Here is a 24,731-nt window from a genome sequence, read left to right as displayed (position 1 = left end):
ACGGCTCCTGTCGGTCAGGTGAGGAGTTTTTGTAGGTCGGTGAGGACTTGCAGGGCGCCGATCGGGCCTAGGCCTAGGAACCAGACCTCGTCGTCTACTCGGGCGGATTTGCCTGTTTTGACGGCTGGGAGGGACTTCCACAGTGCGCCGTTGACGACCTTGGTTTCGTCGGTGGTGTCGGGTTTGCCGTAGCTGGAGTAGAAGATCCAGTCGCCGGTGGCCTGGCCGATGTTCTCCTGGGAGACCTCGACGGCGAGGTCCTGGACGTTCTGGATCTTCGGGCGCGGCAGTCCGACGTCCTTGAGGATCACCCCGATGAACGACAGGTTCCCGTACAGCCGGATCTCCCCGGGACGGAAGCGGACCAGCGAGATCGTCGGCGTACCCTGCACCTTCGACTTCACCTCGTCGGCGCGCTTCTGGTAGTCGTTCAGGATCGACGTCGCCTTGGTCTCCTCGCCGACCGCGTCCGCGACCAGCAGGAAGTTCTCCTTCCACGGGAACCCGGGCCGGATGCTGAACACGGTCGGCGCGATCGCGCTCAGCTTCGGGTACAGGTCGTTGGCCCGCAGTTTGCTGCCGAGGATCAGGTCGGGCTTGAGCGCGGCGATCGCCTCGAGGTTGAGTTCGCTGATCCCGCCGACGGTCTTGATGCCCTGCGCCTTGCCGGCGAGGTACGACGGTACGCCGTTCTGCCCGGCCGTCGTCGCCATCCCGACCGGCGTGATGCCGAGGGCAAGTACGTCGTCGAGCTCGCCGCTGTCCAGTACGACGATCCGCGTCGGCTTCTGCTCCAGCTGCACCGATCCGAGCGCGCCCTTCACGGTCCGCGGGAACGCCCCCGGTGCGGCGTCCGAGCCGAGTTTGGCGGTCTCGGCGTCGGCGGTCTTGAACAGCCTCCCGCCGGTCGCCACTTCCTTGTCACCGACGCCGGTGTCCGCGCTCTTGGTGTCTCCGCCACCACATCCGGCCAGCACGAGTACGGCGGCCGAGGCGACGATTCCGATCAGCTTCCTCACAACCGCAGACCCTACACAACTTTGGTTAGGCATCCCTAACCAGGTCCAGCTGTTGTCCGGCGGCGAGCGTCACGGTCCGCTCCCCGGTCGGCAGCGCGATCCGGTACGTACCGTCGTGCGACGCCCGTACGACGGCCTCGGTCAGCTCGTCGTTGCGCCAGGACACGTCGAAGACCAGCCCACCGCGCGCCCGCAGCCCGCGGAACGACCCGTCCGGCCAATCCGCCGGCAGGGCGGGCAGTACCCGGACCACGTCGGTGTGGCTCTGCAGCAGCAACTCCGGGATGCATCCGGTCATCCCGAAGTTCGCGTCGATCTGGAAGATGTCGCCGTCCCGCGACAGCAGGTTGTCCGACACCAACCGGCTCAGGTAGTCCTGGATCACCGCGACCGCCCGCGCCGGCTCGAACAGCCGCGCCCACAACGCCACGAGCCAGGCCGCCGTCCACCCGCCGTTCGTAGCGCCTTCGGTCCGGACGAGGAGCGACGTACGGGCCGCCGCCGCCAACGACGGCGTACGCACCGGGTCGATCTCCGCGCCCGGGTACAACCCGTACAGATGCGACTGATGCCGATGGTGTACTTCGGACGGCTCCCAGTCCGTCGGCCATTCGTGCAACCGCCCGTCCGGCGTCACCCGGACCGCCGGCAACCGATCCCGGGCGGCGGCGGCCCGCGAGGTCAGGTCCGACGACACTCCGAGGATCCGCGAAGCCTCGGCCAGGTTCGCGAACAGCTCCCGGATCAGCCAGATGTCGTACGTCGACGTGAGATCGACGGACGCCTTCGAACCCGACGGCAGCACGAAGTGATGCTCAGGCGCGGTGGAAGGAACGAACTGCAGTACGCCGTCCCGATCCGCGACGAGCATCGACAACACGAACTCGGCCGCGCCCGCGATCACCGGATAGGCCCGCTCGCGCAGGAAGCTGACGTCCAGCGTGAACCGGTAGTGCTCCATGAGATGCGCCGTCAGCCACACCCCGCACGTCGCACACATCGCCCACACCGGATCGTCACCGCCGTCGCCGACCGGCCAGGTCGCCCGCCAGATGTCGGTGTTGTGGTGCGCGACCCATCCGGGTGCGTCGTACAGGATCCGCGCCGTGTCCGCACCTGCCGACGCCAGCTCCTCCACCAGCGAGGTCAGCGGGTCGAAGCACTCGCTCAAGCCGGTCAGGTCGGCGAGCCAGTAGTTCATCTGGGTGTTGATGTTGTTGGTCCAGTCGCTGGCCCACATCGGCCGGCGGTCCTGGTTCCAGATGCCCTGCAGATTGGCGGCCTGCGTTCCCGGGCGGGACGACGCCATCAACAGGTACCGCCCGTGGTTGAACATCAGCGCGATCAGATCCGGATCGCTCGCCCCGGCGGCGACCGCGCGGAGACGTTCGTCCGTAGGATTGTTGACAATCGGCCCTAGCTCCAGCGCCGCACGGTCGTACAACGACACATGGTCCTCGACGTGCCGCGCGCGAAGCTTGTCCACGGCAACCGAATCCAGTACGGAAACCGCCGCATCGAAAGCGACCGCCGGATCCCGCCCCGGGGGCACCGACCACCCGGCGTACGTACTGGCCGCCGCCAGTACGACCGTCACCCGCGAAGCCCCGTGCACCGCGACACCGTCAGCAGACACCGACACCGCACCGTCGTCGGAGAACACCCGCAACGCAAGCCCGAAGCCGATCCCCCGCCCGTCCTCGTACCGCACCGGATCGGGCCGTGACCGGTACTCGATGGTCAGATCCGACGGAGCATGCCCCACCACCCCATAGGTGCCATCAGCAACCAACGGACGGACCGGATGCTGACTCTCCAACCCGATCAGAAGGTCGACAACAGGATTGTCGGCAATCATCGTCCACACCAGCACCTGGTCCGGCGCCGACACGTACGTCTCGCGCCGGAACCGCACGCCGTCGACCGTGTAGTCGACGGCGGCGATCCCGGTCCGCAGATCCAAACTCCTCCGGTAGTCCGCACCCTCGCCAGCCGAGGTGATCACCAGGTCGGCGAGCGGCTGGTACGACTCCACCAACGGCCCCTGCAACGCACGGGTCCGCTCGGTCGCCGCCAGCTGATCACCTTCCTCCAGCAACAACCGTCGTACGTCGGCCAGCACCCCGGGCCCGTCCGGAACCGTCAACGTCCGCGGCCCGTCCCCGGACCACACGTCGTCGAGGTTCAGCGCGATCCGCTCGTCGGCAACCCGGCCGTACACCTTCGCGCCGAGGTGCCCGTTGCCCAGCGGCAACGCCTCGAACCAGTCCGGCGCGGGGGTGCGGAACCACAGGAGGTGGGACACTACTTCGATCCGCTCTTGTACTTGTCGTAGGCCTGCTGGTTGATCTGCAGGTACCGCGGCATGCCGGTGCTGTCGAGCCCCTTCACGTACGCGTCCCAGTCGGTGTCGAGGTTCTTCGACCCGGTGATGAAGGCCAGCTGGTTCTGGTTCACGTAGTTGTTCAGGTTGGTCTGCAGTGTGGCGATCTCACCGCTCAGGCTGGGGTCCGGCCACATGAACGCCTGCGGGAACCACTGCGACTTGTCGACGTGGTTCTCGTACTGCTTGGTCGCGTCCCACAACCGCCGCTCCAGCCCGGCGCCGGTGTAGACGTCCTTCGGCGTGACCTGTGCGTTCCGGAAGGCGAGGGTGTTGTTGTACTGGCCGAGCGCACCCCAGCTGATGTTCTTCGGCGCGTTCTGCGTCGGCTTGTACAGCGGCTTCGTGCTCGCGTCGAGGGCGATGTCACCGGGGCCGGGCTTGGTCCAGCCGACACCTTCAGGGCCCATGTTGGTGATCATCTGGCCTTCGTCGGTATAGATCCAGTCGAGCATCTTGATCGCCGCGACCTGCGCCTCCTTACTGGCCTTGTTGGTCAGCATGAACGTGTACCCGGTGGAGGTCGGGTGGTTGTAGCCGGTGTAGCTCTTGCCCTCCGGGCCGGTCAGCGGCGGTACGGAGTCGTACTGCTTGTCCCGCCCGTCCTTGGAGTCGAGCTGGACGAAGATGCCCGGCCAGAGCACCGGCACCGAGCCGAGTACGACGGCCTTCGGGTTGTTGCCCTCGGCCTGCAACGCCTGCGCGTTCTGGGTGAACGCGGCCTGGTCGATCAGCCCGTCCTTGTAGAGACCGTGGATGTACTTGAGCCCTTCCTTCCACGCGTCCGAGGTGACCGGCGTGACGACCTTGTCACCGTTCAGCGTGAGCAGCGACCGGACGCCGTTGTTCGCACCGACCGGGTCGTAGGCGAACGCGTTCATCAGGTACGCGATCAGGCTGCTGTCCTGGACGTCGGTGGTCATCGGGATCTCGTCGGCCTTGCCGTTGCCGTTCGGGTCCTTGGTCTTGAACGCCTCGAGCACGTTGCGCAGGTCGTCGGTGGTCTTCGGCACCTGCAGGCCGAGCTTCTTCAGCCAGGCGCTGTTGATCCACAGCTTGTCCGGGTACGTGCAGTGGAAGCAGTCGGCCCACTGCGGCAGCGCGTAGATGTGACCGTCGGGCGCGGTCGCCATCTCCTTGTACTCCTTGTTGGAGTCCAGCACCTTCTGGATGTCCGGCGCGTTCTGCTTGATCAGGTCCTCGAGCGGTACCGCGACGCCCTGCTGGCCGAGCTTCAGCACCTCGGCCTGGGTGAACGCGTCCACCCACGGGATCAGGAAGAACAGGTCCGGGTAGTCGCCGCTGGCCAGCGCGATCTGGCGCTTCTCCTTGGCCGGCCCGGCGTCGTACGTCGTGGTCTGCCAGCGGAACTGGATCTTGAACTTGTCGCTGATGATCTTGGTGACCGAGTTGGTGGCCAGGTTGGTGCTCTGGTCCGACGGCGTGAAGGTGTCGATGATCACCTTGCCGTCGGCCGAGGTCTCGTTCGCCGCACCCTTGGACGACTTGTCCGAACTGCAGGCGGCCAGGGCCAGTGCGCCGGCAGCTGCCAGCGCCACGACCTTGCTCATGGATGAGCGCATTGCGGTGTTCCTTTCTGTCGTCAGCCCTTGACAGCGCCGACCATCACGCCCTTGGTGAAGTGGCGGGCGACGAACGGGTAGATGACCAGTACGGGCAGGCTCGAGATGACGATGAGCGCGTACTTGAGGACGTTGGCCAGCTGTTGCTGTTCGAGCTGCTGGGCCAGATTCGTCGTAGTGGTGGACCCGGTGAGGGTGTTCAGGATCAGCACGTTCCGCAGCACGATCTGCAGCGGGTACAGGCCGGGGTCCTTCAGGTAGATCAGTGCGTCGAAGTAGCTGTTCCACTGGAAGATCGCGTACATCAGCGCGATCACCGCGATCACCGGCTTGGACAGCGGCAGCACGATCGACCAGAGGAACCGCAGGTCGCTCGCGCCGTCGATGGTCGCGGCCTCGTACAACTCGTCCGGGATGGTCGAGCGGAAGAACGTCCGCGCGATGATCACCTGCCAGACGCCGATCGCGCTCGGGATCACCATCGCCCAGCGGGTGTTCAGCATGCCGAGGTCCTGGACCACCAGGTACGTCGGGATCAGGCCGCCGGAGAACAGCATCGTGAAGATCAGCACGCTCATGATCACGTTCCGGCCGAAGAACGTCCGGCGCGACAGCGGGTACGCGATCGCGATCGTCAGCGTGACGCTGATCAGCGTGCCGCTGACCGCGTAGATGAACGAGTTCAGGTAGCCCTTCATGATCAGCGGATCGCTGAAGGCCTCCTTGTACGCCTTGAGCGAGGGCTCGACCGGCCAGAGCAGCACCTTGCCGGCGCTCACCGCGGACGGGCTGCTGAACGAGTTCGCGACGATGTAGATCAGTGGGACCGCGACCATGATCAGCGCCAGCCAGAGCATGATCTTCACGCCGGTCAGGAAGATCTTGTCGGTCCGCGTTTCCTCGATGGTGGTGCGCTCGGAACGCTTGACCGACGTACGGCGAAATCCTTGCAACGTGATGCTCATGACCAGAGTCCGTTTCCGGTGATGCGCTTGGCGGCGAAGTTCACGCCGAGCAGCAGGAAGAGGTTGATCACCGAGTTGAACAGCCCGATCGCGGTCGCCATGCTGAAGTCCGCGTTCAGCAGGCCGGTCTTGTACACGTAGGTGGCGATGATCTCGGACTGCGCGGTGTTCAGCGGGTTCTGCAGCAGGAACGCCTTCTCGAACCCGATCGACATGATGTTGCCGACGCCGAGGACCAGGATGATCACCGCGGTCGGCATGATCCCGGGCAGGTCGACGTGCCGGATCCGCTGCAGCCGGCTGGCGCCGTCGATCCGGGCCGACTCGTGCAGCGCCGGGTCGATCCCGGCCAGCGCGGCCAGGTAGATCACCGCGGAGTATCCCGTGGTCTGCCAGACGTCCGACCAGACGTAGATGTGCCGGAAGTAGTTGGGGTTACCCAGGAAGTCGATCTGCGGTACGCCGAACAGCCCGATCGCGTCGTTCACGAACCCGAGCCGCGGCGACAGCACCAGGATCGTCATCGAGACCACGACCACGGTGGAGATGAAGTACGGCGCGTACGTCACCAGCTGGACCGTCTTCTTGAACCGGCCGTTGCGGATCTCGTTCAGCGCGATCGCCAGCACGATCGGGATCGGGAAGCTCGCCAGCACGGTGTAGACCGAGAGCAGGAACGTGTTCTTCACCAGGGTCCAGAACACCGGGTTCTGGAAGAACAGTTCGAAGTTCTTGAACCCGACCCACGGGCTGGCCCACGGCCCCTTGACCGGGCTGTAGTCCTTGAACGCGATCACGGCGTTCGCGATCGGGATGTACTTGAAGATCACGAAGTACGCGAGCGGTACGACGACCAGCAGGTACAGCTGCCAGTGCCGCCGCAGACTGCGCCGGGCCTGGGTCCGGCGAGACGTTCGCGGTGGTTTCCGGGCGGTTGCCGCCGCCGGCGGCGCCGGTGCCGCCGGCGCCGGTTTCACCTCGAAGGTTGCGCTCACTCCGCTTCCTTTCCCTCACGCGCTGGAGTGGAACCGATATCCGATAGGATCTCGGGTTTCGCTATCCCGGAGGATGACACACAACCCCGGGGCAGCGGAAGAGTTTCTGCTGGTGTCGATACCGGACGGTGACCCAGGCGCTCAGATCCCTTGCAGGCAAGGGTTCTCTGAGGTTGCCGTTAGCAACGATGGGTCGCCCAACGACGAATGGTCCGATGGCTGGCCATCGGACCCGGGCACACCACGGTCGGACCCGGAGTCGATCTGAGCCGTCGACACCGGACCTCTCCGGAATTTATTTCTTCGGTTAACTATATAGCAGTCAACCCGTGTGCGGCGCCCGGTGTCAAGACCCGGCGGCGGACAGGTGCCGGGTGATCATCGCCTCGTCGAACCGGCCGCTCCGCTGCCTCTCCCAGAGCCCCGCCATCACCATCAGCACCTGCAACACAACCTGCAACGGCGCAATCGCACCCAGCTCCCGATCACTCAACGCGGCAGGTCGAGCAGGCCGTGTTCGGCCACCAGCAGCTCCTTGTCGGCCGTCATTGCCCGGACCGCGCACTCCGCCAGGTCCGGTCGCTGCCCGCGGAGCTGCAAGGCGGCGGCCGGAGGGGTGCTGAGCATCCCGGTATCGTCGCAGGCTGGGATAGTCGCGGCATGGAATTTGTGGACGGCAGGGTGCTCGTCGACGGGGTCGAGGTCGGGACCACCGGGATGCGGTGGTGGGACGAGCAGGACGGCACCCGGGTGTATCTCCTGACCGGCGGGGTCGCACCGGAGTTCCAGCGGATGGGGTACGGACGGCGGATCCTGGCCTGGCAGGAAGAGCAGGCCCGGGCCCAGGCGAACGGTGCAGGCGTGCCGGTGTTCGGGACGAACCCGGTGTCCGAGCGGGACCGGGCGCTGGTTCGCGCTGCCGGGTACCGGGCCGCGTTCACCCGGGTACGGATGACGCTGGCGCTCAGCGAACCGGCGGCCGCCGAGGTCTGGCCGGCCGGCGTCGAGGTACGGGAGGCGACCGGCAGAGATCATCGGGCGGTGTTCGACGCGATCGACGACGTGTTCGCTGGGTCGATCGCCTGGGCACAGCACACGTTCGAGGAGTTCGAGCAGGACGTCGCCGACGACTTCGGCGAGTACGGGCTGTGGACGCTCGCGTGGCACGGTGACCGGTTGGCCGGGTGGGTGATCAGCGGGATCCGCGACACACCGTGGGTCGGCGTACGGCCCGAGTGGCGTCGGCGCGGCCTGGCCTCCGCGCTGCTCCGGGCGAACCACGCTCAGTTATGGGCGTACGGCGTACGCACCGCCTCGCTCTGGACCGTGTGGGAGAACCCGACCGGGAGCGTGGCGTTGTACGAGAGCCTCGGCTACCGGATCGTCGAGCGGCAGGAACGGTACCGGAAGTCGTTCTGAGGGCAGACAAAACCTGACCCGACCATCACGGGGGAACGGCCGGGCCAGGCTCTCTCGATGATACCCCTGATCACCAAGCGGGGTCGGCAAATTCGGCGGCGGACGCGCCGGGTACTGCCTTACTCTTGGCGCCATGCGAACCCGCTCCTGACCGCGCACCTCTGACGTGCGCCACGCAAGCGTTTGACCGGCTCCCGGTCGCGCTTTGTCCTGCCCGCGCACGCCTTCAGGAGCAGTCCACAATGCCGTCGTACCACGCTGCCGACCCGACCCGGACGTACTACGTCTACAACGCCGTACAGGCGTTCCTCTTCGCGCTGGCGTTCACGCTCAGCGCTGTCTACTACGTCCGCGACGCCGGGTTGAACCCGCTCCAGATGGTCCTCGTCGGGACGGTCCTCGAGCTGTCCTGCTTCCTCTTCGAGATCCCGACAGGCCTCGTCGCCGACCTGTACAGCCGGCGCCTCTCGATCATCATCGGCATCGTGCTGACCGGTGCCGGCCTCCTCCTCCAGGGCCTGGTGCCCGCGTTCCTCGCGATCCTCGGCGCCCAGGTGCTGTGGGGCATCGGCTACACGTTCACCTCCGGCGCCGACCAGGCGTGGATCACCGACGAGATCGGAACCGAGCGCGCCGCCGAGGTGTTCGTCCGCACGCAGCAGTTCAGCCTCGGCGGCACGATCGCCGGTACCGTCGCCGCCGGCGCGCTGGGCCTGATCAGCCTGCCGCTCCCGATGGCGCTGTCCGGCGGCGGGATGATCCTGCTCGCGCTGCTGCTCGCCGCGTTCATGCGCGAGCAGAACTTCCACCGCACGCCGAAGGAGGAGCGCGAGACGTTCCGGCAGTTGGCCGAGACGTTCCGGAGCGGACTCGACGCGGCCCGGCGGCGTCCCGTCGTACGGACCCAGGCGATCATCGCGCTGATCGCCGGCCTGGCGAGCGAGGCGTTCGACCGGCTGTGGTCGGTGAAGCTGCTGACCTTCACGTTCCCGACCGTGTTCGGCCTGTCGGGCCCCGCCTTCTGGTTCGCGGTCATCGGGCTGGCGGGCACGATCCTCACGCTGAGCGCGTCGCTGTTGCTGAACCGGTTCTCTGCCGAACGCCTGCAGGCCGCGCACCCGACCGGCATCCTCGCCACCCTCGCGGCGCTGGACGGCGCGGGCATCTTCCTGTTCGTGCTCGGCGGGAATTTCTGGATCGCGATGGCCGCGCTCTGGTTGCGCCAGATCGCCGACACGGTCTCGACTCCGATCCACTCCGGCTGGCTGAACCGGCACGTCGAGTCGCGCTCCCGGGCGACCGTCATCTCGATGGTGTCGCAGGCGAACGCGATCGGTCAGGTCGTCGGCGGCCCACCCCTCGGCGCCCTCGGCCGCCGCTCGCTGCGCGGCGCACTGCTCGCGTCCGGCCTGATCTGGCTCCCGATCCCGGCGTTGTACCTGCGCCTGAAGGCGCCGGTCGGGGTTTCCGGAAAGAATCCTGCACCTGACGCCGTTTAGTTACCGAAAAGGCGGCCTGCTCAGTCGTCGATCCGGACGGCCTCGCGGCGGTTGTCGCGGGCCGTCTTGAGCAGGCTGACCACCGTGGTGACGAACAGCGTGCCGACGATGAAGCCGAGCGAGGTCAGGATGCCGATGTGCGGCAGGTGGATCGCGCCGATGTCGTCGATGTGCGAGCCGTGCAGCGCCTCGATGATCAACTTCACGCCGATGAACGCGAGAATCACCGACAGGCCGACGTTCAGGTAGACGATCCGCTCCAGCAGGCCGCCGATCAGGAAGTACAGCTGCCGCAGGCCCATCAGCGCGAACGCGTTCGCGGTCAGCACGATGTACGCGTCCTGGGTGAGCCCGAAGATCGCCGGGATCGAGTCGAGCGCGAAGATCACGTTCGCCATCCCGATCGCGGCGATGACGATCACCAGCGGGGTCAGCAACCGCTTCCCGTCGAACCGGCTGACGAGCTTGTCGCCGTCGTAGTCGTGCGACAACGGGAGCACCCGGCGCAGTCCGCGCAGTACGGCGTTCTCCTGGAAGTCCGACTCGTCGTTCTCACCCTCGAGCGCCAGGCGGACCGCGGTGTAGACCAGGAACGCGCCGAAGATGTAGAACACCCAGCTCGCCGCCGAGATCGCGGCCGCGCCGGCCAGGATGAAGATCGCCCGGAGCGCCATCGACACCACGATGCCGATGTACAGCACCTTGTCCTGCGCAAGGCTCGGGACGGCGAACCGCGCCATGATGATCACGAAAACGAACAGGTTGTCGACGCTGAGGCTGTACTCCGTGATGTACCCGGCGACGAACTCGCTGCCCGACTGCCCCGGGCTGAACACGAACAGCCCGACCGCGAACAGCCCCGCGAGGCCGACGTAGAACAGCACCCAGCGAGTGGCGTCCTTGATCGTCACGGTGTGGTTCCGGCGGGCGATCACGACCAGGTCGAACGCGACGATGGCGAGCAACCCGGCGATCGTCAGCACCCAGACAACGGGTGGCATGACAGAAACCATAACGAACCTCCGGACGTGGGCATACCGCTAGCTCGGTCCGGAGGTCTCTTCCACCCAGGTCACCCTGGGCCGGCAGCACCGGTTCGGCCGCGAGGCCTCCCGTGATGACGACACTGCCGTGGCGGAATACTCCCCTCCACAAACGCTGCAAGCATATCCGGTCCCGATTTATTCCCGGTCACCCCTGCGACGCTCTGCAGGATCGTATACCGCATACTGCCTGCAATGCTAGAGGATGGCAGGCTATGTCCGTGATCAGTGGCTGGGAGACGCTCGCGGTGGCGTCCGTGGCGGCATTCGTACTGGCAGTGGTGTCCGCGGTGGCCGGCTTCGGCGGTGGCGTACTGCTCCTACCGGTCTTCACCGCGCTCTTCGGGCTGCGGGTCGCGGTGCCGATGCTGACGCTGACCCAACTGACCAGCAACGTTTCGCGCGTCTGGCTGAATCGGCACGAAATCCGCTGGCGCCTGGTCGGCTGGTTCGCGGCCGGCGCCGTACCACTCGCGATCGTCGGCGGTCTCCTGCTCGCACATGCGCCGTTGACCGCACTCAAGCGTGGCCTCGGCGTGTTCCTGATCGCGGTTGTCCTTTGGCGGCATCTGCGACCAACTCCGCGCAGACCCAGCGACCCGGCCTTCGCCGCGGTCGGCGCGGCCTCCGGGCTCGGGTCCGCGCTGCTCGGTTCGGTCGGGCCGCTGACGGCGCCGTTCTTCCTGGCGTACGGGCTGACCAGGGCCGCGTACATCGGCACCGAGGCCGCGAGCGCGGTCAGCATGCATCTGTCGAAGATTGCCGCGTACGGGGTGGGCGACCTCCTGACCCGGCAGGTCCTGCTGTACGGCGTCGCGCTGACGCCGGCCACGCTGGCCGGGACCTGGGTCGGCAAGCGGATCGTCGGCCGGATCAGCGACCGCGTCTTCGTCGTCCTGGTCGAAATCGGGCTGCTCGCGGCGGGAGTGCTCTTCATCATCGGCTTGTGAGACATTGATGTCTCATATGAGGTAGACTCGTCTCATGGCTGTCGATCGAGAGCAAGTACTGCGCGCTGCCGCGACCCTGCTGATGCGCAAGTCCACCGCGACCATGGACGAGGTCGCGCGGGCCGCCGGGATCAGCCGGGCGACGCTGAACCGGCAGTTCGCCGGACGCGACGCGCTGGTGCGGGCGCTCGAGGAGCTCGGGATCGCCGAGTGCGAGGCCGCCGCGGCGCGGGCCGCCGTCGACGACGGTCCGGCCGCGGACGCCGTGCGCCGCCTGATCCGTGAGCTCGAGCCGGCGGCCGGGCTGATCGCGTTCCTGTACTCCGAGAACCAACTCTTCGAGGGCGACGAGCAGAACGAGGGCTGGGCCCGGCTCGACGCCCGGCTGGTCGCCCTGTTCCGGCGCGGTCAGGAAGCGGGCGAGTTCCGGATCGACCTCAGCCCGGCCTGGCTGACCGAGGCGCTGTACGGGCTGCTGGTCTCCGCGGCCTGGGCGATCTGCGAGGGCCGGGTGGCCCCCAAGGACTTCACCACGAACATCACCGAGCTGTTGCTCGGTGGCGCAATCCGGAGAGAACAGAAATGAAGCAGCAAGCAGAGCGCTCGGGGCGCTGGCTGGCACTCGGGGTGCTGGTGCTGGCGGTCCTGCTCGTCGCGGTCGACGCCACGGTGCTCGGGCTCGCGACCCCTTTCCTGTCCGAGGATCTCAAGCCGTCGGGCACGCAGTTGCTGTGGATCGGCGACGCGTACTCGTTCGTGCTCGCGGGTCTGCTCGTGTCGATGGGCAGTCTCGGCGACCGGATCGGCCGCAAGCGGATCCTGCTGATCGGCGCGACCGCGTTCGGCGCGATCTCGGTCCTGAACGCGTACGCGAACTCGGCCGAGCTGATGATCGTCGCGCGCGCCCTGCTCGGGGTCGCCGGCGCGACGCTGATGCCGGCCACGCTGGCCCTGATCCGGAACCTGTTCCACAACCCGCGTGAGCGCAGCCTCGCGATCGGGATCTGGGGCGCGGCCGCGTCGGCCGGGATGGCGGTCGGCCCGATCGTCGGCGGGGTGCTGCTGGAGAACTTCTGGTGGGGTTCGGTCTTCCTGATCAACCTGCCGGTGATGACGGTACTGGTCATCGTCGGCGCCCGGCTGCTGCCGGAATCGCGGAATCCGCAGCCGGGTCCGTGGGACCTGATCAGCGTGCTCTTGTCGATGGTCGGCATGATCGGGATCGTCTACGCGATCAAGGAGTTCGCGGCCCACGGTTTCGCGTGGGCTCCGGTCGCGTCGGGCGTCGTGGGTGTGCTCGCGCTCTACGGTTTCGTACGGCGCCAGCGGCGGCTGCCGATTCCGCTGCTGGACCTGTCGTTGTTCCGCAGCCGTGGCTTCAGCAGCGCCGTACTGGCCGATCTGCTGACGATCCTCGGGCTGTCGGGGTTGATCTTCTTCCTCTCGCAGTACCTGCAGCTCGTGCAGGACCGGCGGCCGATCGAGGCAGGGCTGGCGGAGTTGCCGGCCGCGATCGGGTCGATCGTCGCAGGTCTGCTCGCGGGTCAGGTGGCGCGGCGGTTCTCCGTACGTGCAGTGGTGGCGGGCGGGCTGGCGGCGATCGGGCTGGCGTTGGCGGCGCTCACCACGATCAGCCAGGACACCGGGTACCCGTTGCTCGGCGCGGCGTTGCTCGTCGTCGGTGCGGGTGCCGGGTTCTCCTTCACGGTGACGGCCGACGTGATTCTGGCCGCCGTACCGAAGGAGCAGGCGGGCGCAGCGAGCGCGGTGTCGGAGACGGCGTACGAGCTCGGCGCGGCGCTCGGGATCGCGTTCCTCGGGTCGATCGTGACCGGGGTGTACCGGAACTTCGAGGGTCCCACTGGTACGCCGGACGCTGCGCACGAGTCGCTGGGTGGTGCCGTCGAGGCGGCCGCACAGCTACCGCCGGCGGCTGCGGGCGAACTGCTCTCCGCGGCGCGAGACGCCTTCGCGCACGGCGTTTCCATCGCCGCCGGCGTCGGCGCCGTCGTACTGCTCGCGACTGCGGTCGCGGCGTGGTTCCTGCTCCGCGGACAGCGGCTCAGCACCGAACGCTAGGCAAAAAGTTTCCATTTCCTCGATTACCCCTGGGAGATTCCGCCGGATCGGAGTACAAAAGGTTCCAGTAGGTCTTACCGCCCCTAGACCTGGAGGAATTTCTCATGGCTGGAATCACTGCCGAAGCATCATGGTTCTGTTGCGGGAACGCGTGGGGACCCTGCGGGACCGCCGGGCACGGCGCCTGCGGCACCTGCAACTCGGGAAACATGCAGCACGCGTGGCCGAACACCTCGGACGGGTGCTACGCGATCACCCATCCCGACACCTGCGGAATCACCGGAATGTCCCGGCGTACCTGCGGTTTCAGGCACGCCACCACGAGTCTCTGCACCGGGAACCGGATCGTCACGTCGATCGCCGACTGCGGTCCGCAGACCGACCTGTTCTGTGGTGAACGTACCTGCTGCGGCGGGAACTGCGCCTCGAACCGGGTCATCGACTTCACGCCGGCCGCGTTCACCGCGCTCGCCGGCAGCCTGAACAGCGGTTTGACACCCGTCAACATCGACGTGGCCTGAGAGGAGACCGAGATGCCGACCACCATGGACCGCCGTTCGCTGCTCGGCCGCGCCGCGCTCGGTGCGACCGGACTGATCGCCGCCACCGCGATGGGGTCACTGGCCCCCGAGACCGCGTTCGGCGCCGCCGCGCAGTACCCGGACCCGGGCCAGCCGGACCCGAACTTCGCCGAAGGCCTGATCACAGGCCGGAACCAGGATCTCCTGCAGGTCAAGGGATCCGACGGCCGCCTGCACCGCATCCAGCTCACCACCGGTACGAGTGTCTGGAAGCTCCGCCCGACCACGATCGACCAGGCGAAGATCGGCGACGGCCTGTACGCGCGCGGCGTACTGCTGCCGGACGGGATCCTCGCCGCCGAGTCGGTGTGGGTGAACATCGTCAACCTGACCGTCGCGATCACCTCGATCAGCCGCAGCGGTGTGCAGTTCGACCACCACGGGCAGAAGGTCGTCGGCCACGTACAACCCGGTACGTCGGCCGCCGTCTACAACGGCACGCCCGCGGTGACGGACATGTCGATGCTCAAGGTCGGCCGGCACGCCCAGGTGATCGGCGCCTGGCGCCCCGGCACGAACGAGATCGACATCGCCACCATCTACACGTCGCACTGACATGACCGACCTCGCGGCTGCCCAGCCTCTCCTCATCGGCCTGATCCTCCTCTGGACGGCCTACACCAAACTCAAGTCCCCCGACCAAGCCGACCGCACCGCCCTCCCACGCCTGGTAGGAGAATCCCGCGCACTCCCCACCTACCGAGCCGTAGCCGTGCTGGAAATCCTGACAGCCGTTCTGCTATTGGCTTCCCGGGCAATCGGAGCACTGGCGGCTGTCGCATTATCCGTAAGCTTCGTCTCCTTCCTGATCTACTCAAAGGTCGTGGTACCCGAAGCCTCCTGCGGCTGCGCAGGAAAGTCCGCACGACCGGTCGGCACCCGAGCGATCGCCCGCGCATTGTTGCTACTAGCAACTTCCACGACAGCGATCTTCGCAACCACCGCCTGGTGGTCGGCCGGCCCCGCCCTGCTGCTATTGGTTGCAGAGGCAGTGTTGTTCGCCATGCTGTCGACCGAACTCGACCGCTACTGGCTCCTCCCGATCCGGCGGTTCAAGCTCCGGCTCAGTCATCCGTACGCCGGCACCGCCTCCGACCACATCCCACTCGTCGCAACCCAGCGACGCGTGCTGCTCAGCCCGGCGTACCGCGCGGTCGACGGGTTGCTGCGTTCCGACATCCACGACTACTGGGACGAGGACGGCTGGCGGTTCGTCAGCTACGCCGCCCGGTACGACGGCCACCGCGCGACCGCGGTGTTCGCCGTACCGCACCAGGACTCCGCGCCGGAGTCCGTCCGGGTCGCCCTCGTCGACGACGACGGCCTGACCGTGTACCGCCCGACCGTCCTCGCGACCGCATAGGCGGACCGCCAGGCCACCACAATCGCAACCGCGCCGCTCCCGTCACGCTGACCGTGGCGGGAGCGGCGCCATTGTGATGGCCTGGCGGTCCGTGCTGTTGACAGACAGGATTATCGTTAGGAAGTTTTCCTAATAGTTAGTCCCCTGCACCTCCTCCGCCCCGGAAATCCAGGAGACCCGCATGAAATCCCGTCTGTTCGCGGCAGCGCTCGCGCTCGCCGCCGGCGCGCTCACGCTGACCGCGCTCCCGTCCGCCATCCCGTCCGCCGCAGCCGCGTCCACCGACTACCAGGCCGAGGACGCCACCATCTCCCAAGGCGTGGTCGAGTCCAACCACACCGGCTACACCGGCAGCGGTTTCGTCAACTACGACAACCTGGCCGGCAGTTACGTCGAATGGACCGTGACGGCCCCGGCCGGCCCGGCCGACGTCACGCTCCGGTACGCGAACGGTACGGCGGCCACCCGGCCGATGGACTTCACCGTCAACGGCCAGCCCGGTGCGGTCGGCATCACGTTCCCGGGTACCGGCGCGTGGACGACCTGGCAGACGAAGACCGTCCGCCTCCAGCTCACGGCCGGTACGAACAAGATCCGCGCCCGCGCGACCAGCGCCGACGGCGGCCCGAACGCGGACAAGCTCACCGTCACCCCGACCACCGACGACAGCACTCCCCCGTCGGCGCCCGCCAACCTGACCGTCAGCGACATCAAATCGAACGCCGCGACGTTCAAGTGGACCGCTGCAACCGACAACGTGGGCGTCGTCCGGTACGAGATCAACCGTGGCGGCAATGTCCTGAAGGTTGTCGACGGCAACACCTTGTCCGCGACCGTGGACACGTTGACCGCGAACACCTCGTACGACATCTCGGTCGGCGCGTTCGATGCCGCGGGCAACGCTTCGCAGCAGAGCAACGTGGTCACCTTCACGACTCCGGGCAGTGGCGACACGCAACCACCGACCGTCCCGGGGAACCTGCACTCGACGGGTGTCACCGCGAGCAGCGTTTCGCTCACCTGGAACGCGTCCACCGACAACAGCGGCAGCATCGCCGGGTACGACGTGTACCAGGCTTCGACCAAGGTGGCGACGACCGATTCACTGACGGCGACGGCGACCGGGCTGACCGCGAACACGGAGTACACCTTCACGGTCAAGGCACGTGATCCCGACGGCAATGCGTCGGCCGCGAGCAACGCGGTGACGGTGAAGACGTCGGCGACCGGCACCGGCGGGATCCCCTCGTACGACAAGGACATCGCGAAGGTCGATCTCGGCTGGAGCGTGGCGTTCCTGCCGGACGGATCCGCGCTCGTCACCGAGCGGGACCGGTTCGAGGTACTGCGGGTGACGCCGAGCGGCCAGAAGACGACGCTCGGGAAGGTGCCTGGGGTGGTCACGACCAGCGGTGAAGGCGGTCTGCTCGGGGTAGCGCTGTCCCCGAACTTCGACAGCGACCACTGGGTGTACTTCTACCACACGGCCTCCGGCGACAACCGGATCGTGCGGATGAAGTACGAGAACGGGAAGCTCGCCACGACGTCCTCCCCGGTACTCACGGGACTCGCGAAGAACCGGTACCACAACGGCGGGCGGATCGCGTTCGGTCCGGACGGGAAGCTGTACGCGACCGTTGGTGACGCCAAGAATTCCGGCAACGCGCAGAACAAGAACTCGCTGAACGGCAAGATCCTGCGGATGAACCCCGACGGTACGCCGCCGGGGGACAACCCGTTCTACAGCAGCGGCGGCAACGCGCGGTACGTTTGGAGCTGGGGACACCGAAACCCGCAGGGACTGGCGTGGGACTCGCGCGGGCAACTGTGGGCGTCGGAGTTCGGCGAGAACAGCCAGGACGAACTGAACCTGATCCAGAAGGGTGGCAACTACGGCTGGCCGTCCTGCGAGGGCACGATCGGCGACTGTGGCGGGTACATCGCGCCGAAGCGGACGTGGTCGACCTCCCAGGCCGGGCCGAGCGGGATCGCGATCGTCAACGACTGGATCTACATCGCCGGCGTGACCGGCGAGCAGTTGTGGGTCACCAAGATCAACTCGGCCGGCACCGGCGTCGGCACTCCGCAGGCGCTGTTCTCTGGTCGTTGGGGCCGCCTACGAAGTGTCACCCACAGCCCGGACGGCGGCCTGTGGCTGACGTCGACCAACGACGACAAGAACGGCGGTACGCCGAGCACGATCGACAACGTCATCGTCCGCCTCAAGTTCTCGTGACCAGGAGCGCCTTCCCGCGCGTCCGGCGGTCCTCGATCGCCGTATGCGCGTCGGTTGCCGCTGACAACGGCTGACCGACGGCGGGAGTCAACCTGCCATGCGCCAGTTCGCCGAGCGCCCGGCGGGTGAGCTCCCGCCACTCGCGCACGTCGCACCTCCGCGCTCAGTGGCAACGAGTTGCGACGCTAGGACCTCAACCACCCAGGATGCGGTCGAGGATCCGGTCGAGCAGGCGGAGGGCGTGCGGCTCGTCGAGCTGCTCGAGCAGCATCTGCGCCTGCAGGCCGAACGCGAACGCGATCAGCAGCTCCGCGTCCGCGAAGGCGTCGTCGGAGGCGGTGGCCGGGTCCGCGCTCAGGATCGACGCGAGGAGCGACTCCAGCGCGGGGTCCGCCGTCCGGGCGATCTCCTGCAGTTGCGGGTCGGTGAGGAAGCGGACGAAGTACGCCGACTGGACGACGTACCGGCGGCGGCGGTCCTCGTCGAGGGGCAGCAGCTCCATCAGGATCGCCCGTACCAGCTGCCGGGTGGAGATGTCGTTGCCCAGGGCCCCGATGCGTTGCTGGGCGGTGGTCTCGGCGTCCTCGTTGAGGATCTCCAGCGCGGCGAGCAGGAGTGCCGTGCGGTTGCCGAAGTAGTACTGCACAAGACGCATGGAGACGCCCGCTTCGTCGGCGACCTGCCGCAGGGTGACCGCCTCGAGCCCCTCGCGCCCGGCGAGCCGCCACACCGCTTCGGCGATCTGCCGTCGCCGGCGGGCCTTGCTCTCGTCGCTCGCCATGCACGCCTCCAGTTTCTTGATGCGATCGTACCAAAATGTGCTATGGTGCGATCGCATCAAGGACCTCGGAGAGGAGTACCGGCATGTGGACCGGCGTACTGGTGGCAGCGATGGTCGTCGTCGCGATCGGCGGTCAGGGCGCGATCCGCCTGCTGATCAACCACAACAACCGCGGCCTGATGGGCTGGTTCCCGGGAGGCTTCACCGGCGCCCTCCTCGCCGACCTCGCCCTGGTAGCCATCGGCGTCACCCTCGCCGCGGTAGCCGACGCCCGCCGCCCCAAAACCCCCACCGAATGACCCCCCGCCGCCCCCTGCGCCTGCTCGCCGCAACCACCACCGCAGCAGCCGCCCTAGCCGCCGCCGCTCCAACCTCCACCGCGGCCCCAACCCCCGCCGTGGCCCCACCCTCCGCAGCTCTCCCCGCGGGGACGGCGGCGACCGTAGATCCAGGGCTGTCCTCCGGTGAGGGCCGCGCTTGGGGGCAGCCGCTGGTGCGGGTTGCGGAAGGGGTGTTGCGAGGTGTCGCGGATGCGACGAGTGTGCGCTTTCTTGGCGTGCCGTTCGCGCAAGCTGGTCGCTGGAGCCCGCCCGCCGGTGTCGCGTACTGGAGGGGTGTACGCGCGGCTGCTACCCCAGGTCGGGTGTGCGAGCAGGATCCCAAGACGCTCGAGCCGGGTGCGACCGCCGCCGAGGACTGTCTGTACCTGAACGTGACCGCGCCCCGCCGCCCGACGGCCCACGCCCGGCCGGTGATCGTGTACCTCCATGGCGGCGGCTTCGTGCAGGCCAGCGGTTCGTACCTCGACGCGCGGCGGATGGCAGTACTCGGTGACGTCGTCGTGGTGACGCCCAACTACCGCCTCGGCATCTTCGGCAACCTCGCGCTCCCAGGCATGCCGGAGGTCAACCTCGGCCTGCGCGACCAGCTCGCCGCGCTCCGCTGGGTCCAGCGGAACATCCGCGCGTTCGGCGGCGACCCCACGAACGTGACGCTGTCCGGCGAGTCGGCCGGTGGGATCAGCACGTGCACCCAGCTCGCGTCCCCCGCGGCCGCGGGCCTGTTCGCGAAGGCGATCATCTCGAGCGGCTCGTGTACGACGTCGTACGCCCCGTACTCCATCGACCGCCAGGTCCCCGTCGAGGTCAGCACGTGGAACGACCGTACGACGACCGACGCGATGGGGATCGCCGCCGCGAAGTCGCTGGGCTGCGCCGATTTACGTACCGCCCTCGCCTGCCTGCGCCGGCTCCCGGCGGATCGGCTGGTGCCGTTGACGAACCAGTTCGGGCTGCTCTCGATCGGTACGCCGACCGTCCCGCAGGCGCCGCGTACCCGGCTCCGCGCTCCATGGGCCCGCCACATCCCAGTGTTCGCGGGCAACACCGCCGACGAACACCTCAGCTGGATCCTCCCGGCGTACCCCGGTGCGACCGACGCGACGTACCGGCAGCTGGTCCGCTCGAGCTTCGGCGTCCACGCGGCGGCTGTCGAACGCGAGTACCCGCTGAACCGCTACCCGTCGCCGATCGTTGCCCTAGGCCACATCTACTCGGACCGCAACTGGATCTGCCCGACCGTCGACGCCCAACTGGTCTACGCCCGGAGCTCGCCGACCTGGACCTACCTGTTCGCCGATCCGCAGGCTCCGTCGATCGACGGCTTCGAAGTACCCCGCCCGTCGACGCCACACGGCTCAGACGTCGCCTACACGTTCCCCGACCCCGCCATCCCCCTCACCCGCACCCAACGCGCACTAGCCGACCGCTTCATCCGCGCCTGGACAACCTTCGCCCACTCAGCCAAACCGTCCACAACCTGGCCCACCACCCAAGCCCACCAGTTCGCCCCCCAAGACACCCGAATCAACCTGAACAAAACCCACCACTGCACCTTCTGGCAAACCCTGCACCAGCCGCTCAGCAGCCCGGTGGTGGGAGGGGCTCATCGGGGGTGGCCGAAGTCGGCGTAGGTGGGGTGGTGGGTGGTTAGGGCTTGTTGGGCGAGGGTTAGGCGGCGGGTCATTGAGGGGCGGAGGTGGGGGGTGGCTTCTTCCAGAGTCAGGAAGTGGTTGGCTCGGGACTCGGTGGGGTCGAGGGTGAGGGTGGGGTTGTCGAGGATGCCGCCGTCGAAGACGAAGGCGAGGGCGTCGGACCACGGGCCTTGGGCGGGGACCCAGTCGACGACCAGTAGGCGGCCGATCTCCAGGTCGAGCCCGATCTCCTCCTGGACCTCGCGGCAGCAGGCCTCGTACGGCGACTCGTCGTACTCGACGATGCCGCCGGGAATGTCCAGCGTCGGCTTGTAGGTCGGTTCGAGGAAGAGGATCCGGCCGGCCCGGTCCCGGATCAGCGCCCCGCCGGCAGCGGTCTTCCGCGGCAGGCGGGCGGCGATGCCGGCGTTGAACTCCCGCTCCGGCTCCCCCTCGGCAACAAGGTCGTCCTGTCGGTTCACCCACCTAGTGTCGACCAGGAAGGAGGTTTACTCGAACGGCTGAGTGAGGGTGCGGGTCATCCAGATCGAGTTGCCTCGGTCGGGGTTTTGGTCGACTCGGCCGCTGTTTTCGAAGCCTAGTTTTTCCAGGACGCGGAACGACGGGGTGTTCCATTCGCGGACGGTTGCCCAGAGGCGCCGGCGGCCGGTGCGTGCGGCCGCTTCGACGACGGCGCGGGCGGCTTCGGTGGCGTAGCCGTGGCCGTGGGTTCGCTGGGCCAGCTCGTAGGCGATTTCCGGTTCGTCGTACGTCGCCTGCCCGACGGTGAGGCCGCAGTACCCGAGGAACTCGCCGGTCGCGCGCAGCTCGATCGGGAGCAGGCCGAGTCCGGGGTCGGCCGCGAGCGGGTTGTCGATGAGCCAGCCGCGCATTTCTTCGACAGTCGGGTGGCCGTTCGCGTCGATCCGGCGGGCGGCGCGGTGGTCGCGTTCGGTCCAGAGCATGCGGTAGTTCTCCGCGTCGGACGGTCGCCAGCGGCGCAGGTGCAGGCGTTCGGTGGTCAGTTCGGCGGGAAAGTCGGCGTACACGGTTCTCAACCTAGCTGGCTGCGAAGGTACGCGAGTTTGTCCGGGTTCAGGATCGCCCGGATCGTGGTGATGGTGGTGCCGCGGAGCTCGGGGACGAGTACGGCGGTGAGCTCGCCGAATTCGTGCACGAGTACGGCGGGAGCGTTGTTGACCTCGGCAACGGACAGCCGAGCCGTCGAAGCACGCGGACCAGCGGCCAGGCCGGCCAGGTAGTGCGCGGCGTTGGCACGGCCGAAGATGGGCTCGCGGGCGGCGATCGCCTTGCCGCCGCCGTCGGCCCAGATCGCTGCGTCCTCGGTCAGGATCGCTTCGAGGCCCTTCACGTCTCCGTCGACCGTCGCCGCGATGAAGCCCTCGACCAGCTTCGTACCGTCCGCCGGCCGCGCCTCGAACCGGCGGCGCGCGTTGCCGATCCGGGCGAGCGCGCGATGGTACAACTGCCGCGCGTGCGCCTCGTCGACCCCGAGGACGTCGGCGCTGTCGCGGTGCGTGTAGCCGAACGCCTCCCGCAGTACGAAGACTGCCCGCTCCGGCGGGGTCAGTTTCTCCAGCAGTACGAGGAACCCGAGCGACACCGTGTCCTTCAGCTCCACGGCCTCCTGCGGATCGTTGCCTGTGGCAACCGGCTCCGGCAGCCACGGGCCGACGTACCGCTCGCGGCGGACGCGCGCCGAAGTGAGCCGGTTGATGCACAGGTTGGTGACGACTGTGGTCAACCAGGCCGCCGGCGTCTCGACCGCCGCCCGGCCGGACCAGCGCAGGTACGCGTCCTGCAGTACGTCCTCGGCCTCGGACGCCTCGCCGAGCATCCGGTACGCGATCGCGAACAGCCTCGGACGCTGCTGCACGAACTCGGCGACATCGTCCACAATCCGATTGTCGACTATCGGACCGGGAACGGGACGACGTGCTCCCGCTCCCCCTCCCGGCCGGCGAGTTCCTGCCGCCACGTCGGATTGTCGACAAAATGGTTGTCGTACAGGTCGGCGGTCGCGAGCACCTCGGCCGGCGACGCCTCGCCGCGGCGGATCCGGTCGCCGAGCCGGAAGTACCCGAAGCGGTTGTTGCCGGGGGCCTTCACGATCAGTACGTCGGCACCGGTGCCCGTCGGCGTACCCCAGGCGTGGTGCATCAGCGGCGGCACCAGCAGGTAGTCGCCCTTCGCCACGGTCAGCACCTCATCGCCGGCCAGGATCCGGAGCGCGCCGTCGAGCAGGTAGAACATCTCCGGTGATTCCTTGTGGAAGTGCGGCGGCGGGCCGTCGACGCCGGGGCCGAGCGTCGTACGGACGACGTTCATGATCCCGTCGGTGTGTTCGGCGTCGGCGATGAGCCAGGTCTGGTTGGGCGCCGTACCCAGTAGTTCGGCATCGGTACCGCGGGTCAGGACTGCTTTCATGACTGCCTCCTCGTTGTCTGCACTCCTGACCGGACAGCGCGGGCGGTTCGTGACGTGACGGTGGTCACTTTCTGGTCGGTCAGGAATCGAGAAGCGGTGGGAGGTGCGCGGCTCCTAATGTTTGGAGCACCGACGAGGAGAAAGGCAGTCCGATGGCTACCACGAAGAAGAAGTCGTACGACGGGTTCACCGCGGCCGAGCGGGACGCGATGAAGGAGCACGCGAAGGACCTGAAGAGCAAGGAGGACCCGGCGGAGGCGCAGACGGCGAAGATCGCGGCGATGGCCGACGGCGACCGGGAGATCGCGGAGCGGCTGAACGAGCTGATCCTGCAGGCGGTGCCGGAGCTGACGCCGAAGCTCTGGTACGGCATGCCGGGCTGGGCCAAGGACGGCAAGCTGATCTGCTTCTTCCAGGACGCCGCGAAGTTCAAGTACCGCTACGCGACCCTCGGCTTCAGCGACAAGGCCCAGATCGACGAGGGCGACATGTGGGCCACGTCGTACGCCCTCACCAAGCTCACCCCGGCCCTCGAGAAGCAGATCGTCACCCTGGTCAAGAAGGCAGTCGGCTGACCGTGACCGACCCGGTGGCCGAGGCGTTCGGCGGCAGTGCGGCGCGGCAGGAGCTGGACCGCGGCGGACGCATGCTGCGCTGGGTCGAGGCTGGATCGGGTACGACGGTGGTGCTCGAGGCCGGCGCGACGTCGCCCGTGGTGACGTACGCGGAGGTGTTCCGGGACCTGGCGACTGACCACCGGGTGCTCGCCGACGACCGCGCCGGCTACGGGATGAGCGACCCCGCTCCACTGAGCGTCGAACTGCAGGTCGGCGATCTGGTTGCGGTTCTGCAGGAGGTCGGGCCGGCGGTTGTGGTCGGCCACAGCTGGGGTGAGCTGTTGGCTCAGCTCGCGACCTGGGAGCGACCCGACCTGGTGAGTGCGCTGGTCCTGCTGGATCCCGCACACGAGACTTTCTGGCAGGACGCCGAGCCGATGCCACGTGCCGACAGGACCCGCCCGCCCGCAGAAGACCCCCGCTACCAAGATCTCCTGACCTCGATGGAAGAACTGGCCGAGGACATCGGCAGTGGTTCAGGGTGCGTTCGGGCTTACGTGCGTACGGATGAGCAGTTGTTCACCTTGCTGGACGAGTTGCCGATGATTCTTGGGCACGTTGGGGAGTTGGCGGCCCGGCGGGCGGCCGGAGTTTGGCGGGACGTACCGGTGGTGGTGTTGACGGCTACCAAGGGGCGGCCGGTGGAGTTCACGCCTTGGGTGGTTGCGGTGCAGGATCGGCTGGCGACCGAGTGTGGTGGGCGGCATCTGGTGGTTCCTGATTCCGGGCATTACCTGCAGCTCGATCGGCCGGACCTGGTGGTTGGTTGTGTGCGGGGGACGATCTAGCGGCGTGGCA

At 67.6% G+C, this 24,731-nt stretch carries 27 protein-coding genes; 13 read left to right on the top strand and 14 right to left on the bottom strand.

Annotated elements, in window-relative coordinates:
• Window positions 1–14 precede the first annotated feature (14 nt).
• The 7 genes from ACFYRU_RS32195 to ACFYRU_RS32165 all read right to left on the bottom strand — a co-directional run bounded on the left by ACFYRU_RS32195 (window position 15) and on the right by ACFYRU_RS32165 (window position 7,572).
• Window positions 15–1,019, bottom strand: a complete 1,005-nt coding sequence (locus ACFYRU_RS32195; RefSeq protein WP_387665548.1) for an ABC transporter substrate-binding protein — start codon at window positions 1,017–1,019, stop codon at window positions 15–17.
• Window positions 1,020–1,044: 25 nt separating this feature from the next.
• The gene (locus ACFYRU_RS32190; protein WP_387665546.1) at window positions 1,045–3,324 is read right to left on the bottom strand and encodes a glycoside hydrolase N-terminal domain-containing protein; all 2,280 of its coding nucleotides are present in this window, start codon (window positions 3,322–3,324) and stop codon (window positions 1,045–1,047) included.
• On the bottom strand, window positions 3,324–4,973 hold the full coding sequence (locus ACFYRU_RS32185; protein WP_387665544.1) for an ABC transporter substrate-binding protein: 1,650 nt from the start codon (window positions 4,971–4,973) through the stop codon (window positions 3,324–3,326). The genes ACFYRU_RS32190 and ACFYRU_RS32185 overlap by 1 nt, the downstream gene beginning before the upstream one ends.
• A gap of 32 nt (window positions 4,974–5,005) precedes the next feature.
• Window positions 5,006–5,950, bottom strand: coding sequence for a carbohydrate ABC transporter permease (locus ACFYRU_RS32180; RefSeq protein WP_387665542.1), 945 nt, complete (start codon window positions 5,948–5,950; stop codon window positions 5,006–5,008).
• Window positions 5,947–6,945, bottom strand: a complete 999-nt coding sequence (locus tag ACFYRU_RS32175; RefSeq protein ID WP_387665540.1) for an ABC transporter permease — start codon at window positions 6,943–6,945, stop codon at window positions 5,947–5,949. The genes ACFYRU_RS32180 and ACFYRU_RS32175 overlap by 4 nt, the downstream gene beginning before the upstream one ends.
• A 346-nt stretch (window positions 6,946–7,291) precedes the next feature.
• A complete protein-coding gene (locus tag ACFYRU_RS32170) occupies window positions 7,292–7,438 on the bottom strand; it encodes a hypothetical protein (protein ID WP_387665537.1) in 147 nt (48 codons plus the stop codon).
• Window positions 7,435–7,572 (bottom strand): hypothetical protein, encoded by a 138-nt coding sequence (locus ACFYRU_RS32165; protein ID WP_387665535.1) that lies wholly within the window; start codon window positions 7,570–7,572, stop codon window positions 7,435–7,437. The genes ACFYRU_RS32170 and ACFYRU_RS32165 overlap by 4 nt, the downstream gene beginning before the upstream one ends.
• Before the next feature lie 33 nt (window positions 7,573–7,605).
• Between ACFYRU_RS32165 and ACFYRU_RS32160 the strand changes: the two genes are divergently transcribed.
• Window positions 7,606–8,364, top strand: a complete 759-nt coding sequence (locus ACFYRU_RS32160) for a GNAT family N-acetyltransferase (protein ID WP_387665533.1) — start codon at window positions 7,606–7,608, stop codon at window positions 8,362–8,364.
• Window positions 8,365–8,606: 242 nt separating this feature from the next.
• Window positions 8,607–9,863, top strand: coding sequence for an MFS transporter (locus ACFYRU_RS32155; RefSeq protein WP_387665531.1), 1,257 nt, complete (start codon window positions 8,607–8,609; stop codon window positions 9,861–9,863).
• 20 nt (window positions 9,864–9,883) lie between these two features.
• On the opposite strand, the gene ACFYRU_RS32150 is transcribed toward ACFYRU_RS32155, so the two are convergent.
• On the bottom strand, window positions 9,884–10,864 hold the full coding sequence (locus ACFYRU_RS32150; protein ID WP_387665528.1) for a TerC/Alx family metal homeostasis membrane protein: 981 nt from the start codon (window positions 10,862–10,864) through the stop codon (window positions 9,884–9,886).
• A gap of 257 nt (window positions 10,865–11,121) precedes the next feature.
• Here ACFYRU_RS32150 and ACFYRU_RS32145 point away from each other — a divergent pair, with 257 nt between their 5' ends.
• The 7 genes from ACFYRU_RS32145 (at window position 11,122) to ACFYRU_RS32115 (ending at window position 18,115) form a co-directional block, all read left to right on the top strand.
• Window positions 11,122–11,856, top strand: a complete 735-nt coding sequence (locus ACFYRU_RS32145; protein ID WP_387665526.1) for a sulfite exporter TauE/SafE family protein — start codon at window positions 11,122–11,124, stop codon at window positions 11,854–11,856.
• A gap of 34 nt (window positions 11,857–11,890) precedes the next feature.
• Window positions 11,891–12,442, top strand: coding sequence for a TetR/AcrR family transcriptional regulator (locus ACFYRU_RS32140; RefSeq protein ID WP_387665523.1), 552 nt, complete (start codon window positions 11,891–11,893; stop codon window positions 12,440–12,442).
• The gene (locus ACFYRU_RS32135; RefSeq protein WP_387665521.1) at window positions 12,439–13,935 is read left to right on the top strand and encodes an MFS transporter; all 1,497 of its coding nucleotides are present in this window, start codon (window positions 12,439–12,441) and stop codon (window positions 13,933–13,935) included. The genes ACFYRU_RS32140 and ACFYRU_RS32135 overlap by 4 nt, the downstream gene beginning before the upstream one ends.
• Window positions 13,936–14,144: 209 nt before the next feature.
• Window positions 14,145–14,456: a hypothetical protein gene (locus ACFYRU_RS32130; RefSeq protein WP_387665519.1), complete on the top strand. Its 312-nt coding sequence runs from the start codon at window positions 14,145–14,147 to the stop codon at window positions 14,454–14,456.
• Window positions 14,457–14,468: 12 nt separating this feature from the next.
• Window positions 14,469–15,071 (top strand): cell wall protein, encoded by a 603-nt coding sequence (locus ACFYRU_RS32125; RefSeq protein WP_387665517.1) that lies wholly within the window; start codon window positions 14,469–14,471, stop codon window positions 15,069–15,071.
• 1 nt (window position 15,072) lies between these two features.
• Window positions 15,073–15,879, top strand: coding sequence for a MauE/DoxX family redox-associated membrane protein (locus tag ACFYRU_RS32120; RefSeq protein WP_387665515.1), 807 nt, complete (start codon window positions 15,073–15,075; stop codon window positions 15,877–15,879).
• Between the two features lie 181 nt (window positions 15,880–16,060).
• The gene (locus ACFYRU_RS32115) at window positions 16,061–18,115 is read left to right on the top strand and encodes a PQQ-dependent sugar dehydrogenase (RefSeq protein WP_387665512.1); all 2,055 of its coding nucleotides are present in this window, start codon (window positions 16,061–16,063) and stop codon (window positions 18,113–18,115) included.
• On the opposite strand, the gene ACFYRU_RS32110 is transcribed toward ACFYRU_RS32115, so the two are convergent.
• The gene (locus tag ACFYRU_RS32110) at window positions 18,102–18,263 is read right to left on the bottom strand and encodes a hypothetical protein (protein ID WP_387665509.1); all 162 of its coding nucleotides are present in this window, start codon (window positions 18,261–18,263) and stop codon (window positions 18,102–18,104) included. The two genes, ACFYRU_RS32115 and ACFYRU_RS32110, sit on opposite strands and share 14 nt — an antisense overlap.
• A gap of 45 nt (window positions 18,264–18,308) precedes the next feature.
• A complete protein-coding gene (locus ACFYRU_RS32105) occupies window positions 18,309–18,896 on the bottom strand; it encodes a TetR/AcrR family transcriptional regulator (protein ID WP_387665507.1) in 588 nt (195 codons plus the stop codon).
• 83 nt (window positions 18,897–18,979) lie between these two features.
• On the opposite strand from ACFYRU_RS32105, the gene ACFYRU_RS32100 reads away from it, so the two are divergent.
• Window positions 18,980–19,195 carry a hypothetical protein gene (locus ACFYRU_RS32100; protein ID WP_387665504.1) on the top strand — a complete coding sequence of 72 codons (216 nt, stop codon included), beginning with the start codon at window positions 18,980–18,982 and terminating at the stop codon, window positions 19,193–19,195.
• Window positions 19,192–20,868, top strand: coding sequence for a carboxylesterase/lipase family protein (locus tag ACFYRU_RS32095; protein ID WP_387665501.1), 1,677 nt, complete (start codon window positions 19,192–19,194; stop codon window positions 20,866–20,868). Before ACFYRU_RS32100 ends, ACFYRU_RS32095 begins: the two co-directional genes overlap by 4 nt.
• On the opposite strand, the gene ACFYRU_RS32090 is transcribed toward ACFYRU_RS32095, so the two are convergent.
• The 4 genes from ACFYRU_RS32090 to ACFYRU_RS32075 are packed head-to-tail and all read right to left on the bottom strand — an operon-like array spanning window position 20,841 to window position 23,316.
• Window positions 20,841–21,350 carry an NUDIX domain-containing protein gene (locus ACFYRU_RS32090; protein WP_387665499.1) on the bottom strand — a complete coding sequence of 170 codons (510 nt, stop codon included), beginning with the start codon at window positions 21,348–21,350 and terminating at the stop codon, window positions 20,841–20,843. The genes ACFYRU_RS32095 and ACFYRU_RS32090 overlap by 28 nt on opposite strands.
• Window positions 21,351–21,377: 27 nt before the next feature.
• On the bottom strand, window positions 21,378–21,917 hold the full coding sequence (locus ACFYRU_RS32085; protein ID WP_387665497.1) for a GNAT family N-acetyltransferase: 540 nt from the start codon (window positions 21,915–21,917) through the stop codon (window positions 21,378–21,380).
• 5 nt (window positions 21,918–21,922) lie between these two features.
• Window positions 21,923–22,786: an RNA polymerase sigma factor SigJ gene (gene sigJ, locus ACFYRU_RS32080; protein WP_387665494.1), complete on the bottom strand. Its 864-nt coding sequence runs from the start codon at window positions 22,784–22,786 to the stop codon at window positions 21,923–21,925.
• Window positions 22,787–22,800: 14 nt separating this feature from the next.
• Window positions 22,801–23,316 carry a cupin domain-containing protein gene (locus ACFYRU_RS32075; protein ID WP_387665491.1) on the bottom strand — a complete coding sequence of 172 codons (516 nt, stop codon included), beginning with the start codon at window positions 23,314–23,316 and terminating at the stop codon, window positions 22,801–22,803.
• A gap of 152 nt (window positions 23,317–23,468) precedes the next feature.
• On the opposite strand from ACFYRU_RS32075, the gene ACFYRU_RS32070 reads away from it, so the two are divergent.
• A complete protein-coding gene (locus ACFYRU_RS32070; protein ID WP_387665488.1) occupies window positions 23,469–23,891 on the top strand; it encodes an iron chaperone in 423 nt (140 codons plus the stop codon).
• A gap of 2 nt (window positions 23,892–23,893) precedes the next feature.
• Window positions 23,894–24,721 (top strand): alpha/beta fold hydrolase, encoded by an 828-nt coding sequence (locus ACFYRU_RS32065; RefSeq protein WP_387665485.1) that lies wholly within the window; start codon window positions 23,894–23,896, stop codon window positions 24,719–24,721.
• Window positions 24,722–24,731: the final 10 nt, after the last annotated feature.

Origin of the sequence: Kribbella sp. NPDC004536 (genome assembly GCF_042873835.1) — a bacterium.
GTDB lineage: Bacteria > Actinomycetota > Actinomycetes > Propionibacteriales > Kribbellaceae > Kribbella.
Note: the sequence above shows the minus strand (reverse complement) of the source record. Positions and strands in the feature narration are given on the sequence as shown.

Bases quoted from the DNA above. Each gene is read 5' to 3' on its own strand.
- ACFYRU_RS32185 (WP_387665544.1), bottom strand. From the start codon at position 4,973: ATGAGCAAGGTCGTGGCGCTGGCAGCTGCCGGCGCACTGGCCCTGGCC.
- ACFYRU_RS32180 (WP_387665542.1), bottom strand. From the start codon at position 5,950: ATGAGCATCACGTTGCAAGGATTTCGCCGTACGTCGGTCAAGCGTTCC.
- ACFYRU_RS32165 (WP_387665535.1), bottom strand. From the start codon at position 7,572: ATGCTCAGCACCCCTCCGGCCGCCGCCTTGCAGCTCCGCGGGCAGCGA.
- ACFYRU_RS32160 (WP_387665533.1), top strand. From the start codon at position 7,606: ATGGAATTTGTGGACGGCAGGGTGCTCGTCGACGGGGTCGAGGTCGGG.
- ACFYRU_RS32155 (WP_387665531.1), top strand. From the start codon at position 8,607: ATGCCGTCGTACCACGCTGCCGACCCGACCCGGACGTACTACGTCTAC.
- ACFYRU_RS32150 (WP_387665528.1), bottom strand. From the start codon at position 10,864: ATGCCACCCGTTGTCTGGGTGCTGACGATCGCCGGGTTGCTCGCCATC.
- ACFYRU_RS32145 (WP_387665526.1), top strand. From the start codon at position 11,122: ATGTCCGTGATCAGTGGCTGGGAGACGCTCGCGGTGGCGTCCGTGGCG.
- ACFYRU_RS32140 (WP_387665523.1), top strand. From the start codon at position 11,891: ATGGCTGTCGATCGAGAGCAAGTACTGCGCGCTGCCGCGACCCTGCTG.
- ACFYRU_RS32135 (WP_387665521.1), top strand. From the start codon at position 12,439: ATGAAGCAGCAAGCAGAGCGCTCGGGGCGCTGGCTGGCACTCGGGGTG.
- ACFYRU_RS32130 (WP_387665519.1), top strand. From the start codon at position 14,145: ATGCAGCACGCGTGGCCGAACACCTCGGACGGGTGCTACGCGATCACC.
- ACFYRU_RS32125 (WP_387665517.1), top strand. From the start codon at position 14,469: ATGCCGACCACCATGGACCGCCGTTCGCTGCTCGGCCGCGCCGCGCTC.
- ACFYRU_RS32120 (WP_387665515.1), top strand. From the start codon at position 15,073: ATGACCGACCTCGCGGCTGCCCAGCCTCTCCTCATCGGCCTGATCCTC.
- ACFYRU_RS32115 (WP_387665512.1), top strand. From the start codon at position 16,061: ATGAAATCCCGTCTGTTCGCGGCAGCGCTCGCGCTCGCCGCCGGCGCG.
- ACFYRU_RS32105 (WP_387665507.1), bottom strand. From the start codon at position 18,896: ATGGCGAGCGACGAGAGCAAGGCCCGCCGGCGACGGCAGATCGCCGAA.
- ACFYRU_RS32100 (WP_387665504.1), top strand. From the start codon at position 18,980: ATGTGGACCGGCGTACTGGTGGCAGCGATGGTCGTCGTCGCGATCGGC.
- ACFYRU_RS32095 (WP_387665501.1), top strand. From the start codon at position 19,192: ATGACCCCCCGCCGCCCCCTGCGCCTGCTCGCCGCAACCACCACCGCA.
- ACFYRU_RS32075 (WP_387665491.1), bottom strand. From the start codon at position 23,316: ATGAAAGCAGTCCTGACCCGCGGTACCGATGCCGAACTACTGGGTACG.
- ACFYRU_RS32070 (WP_387665488.1), top strand. From the start codon at position 23,469: ATGGCTACCACGAAGAAGAAGTCGTACGACGGGTTCACCGCGGCCGAG.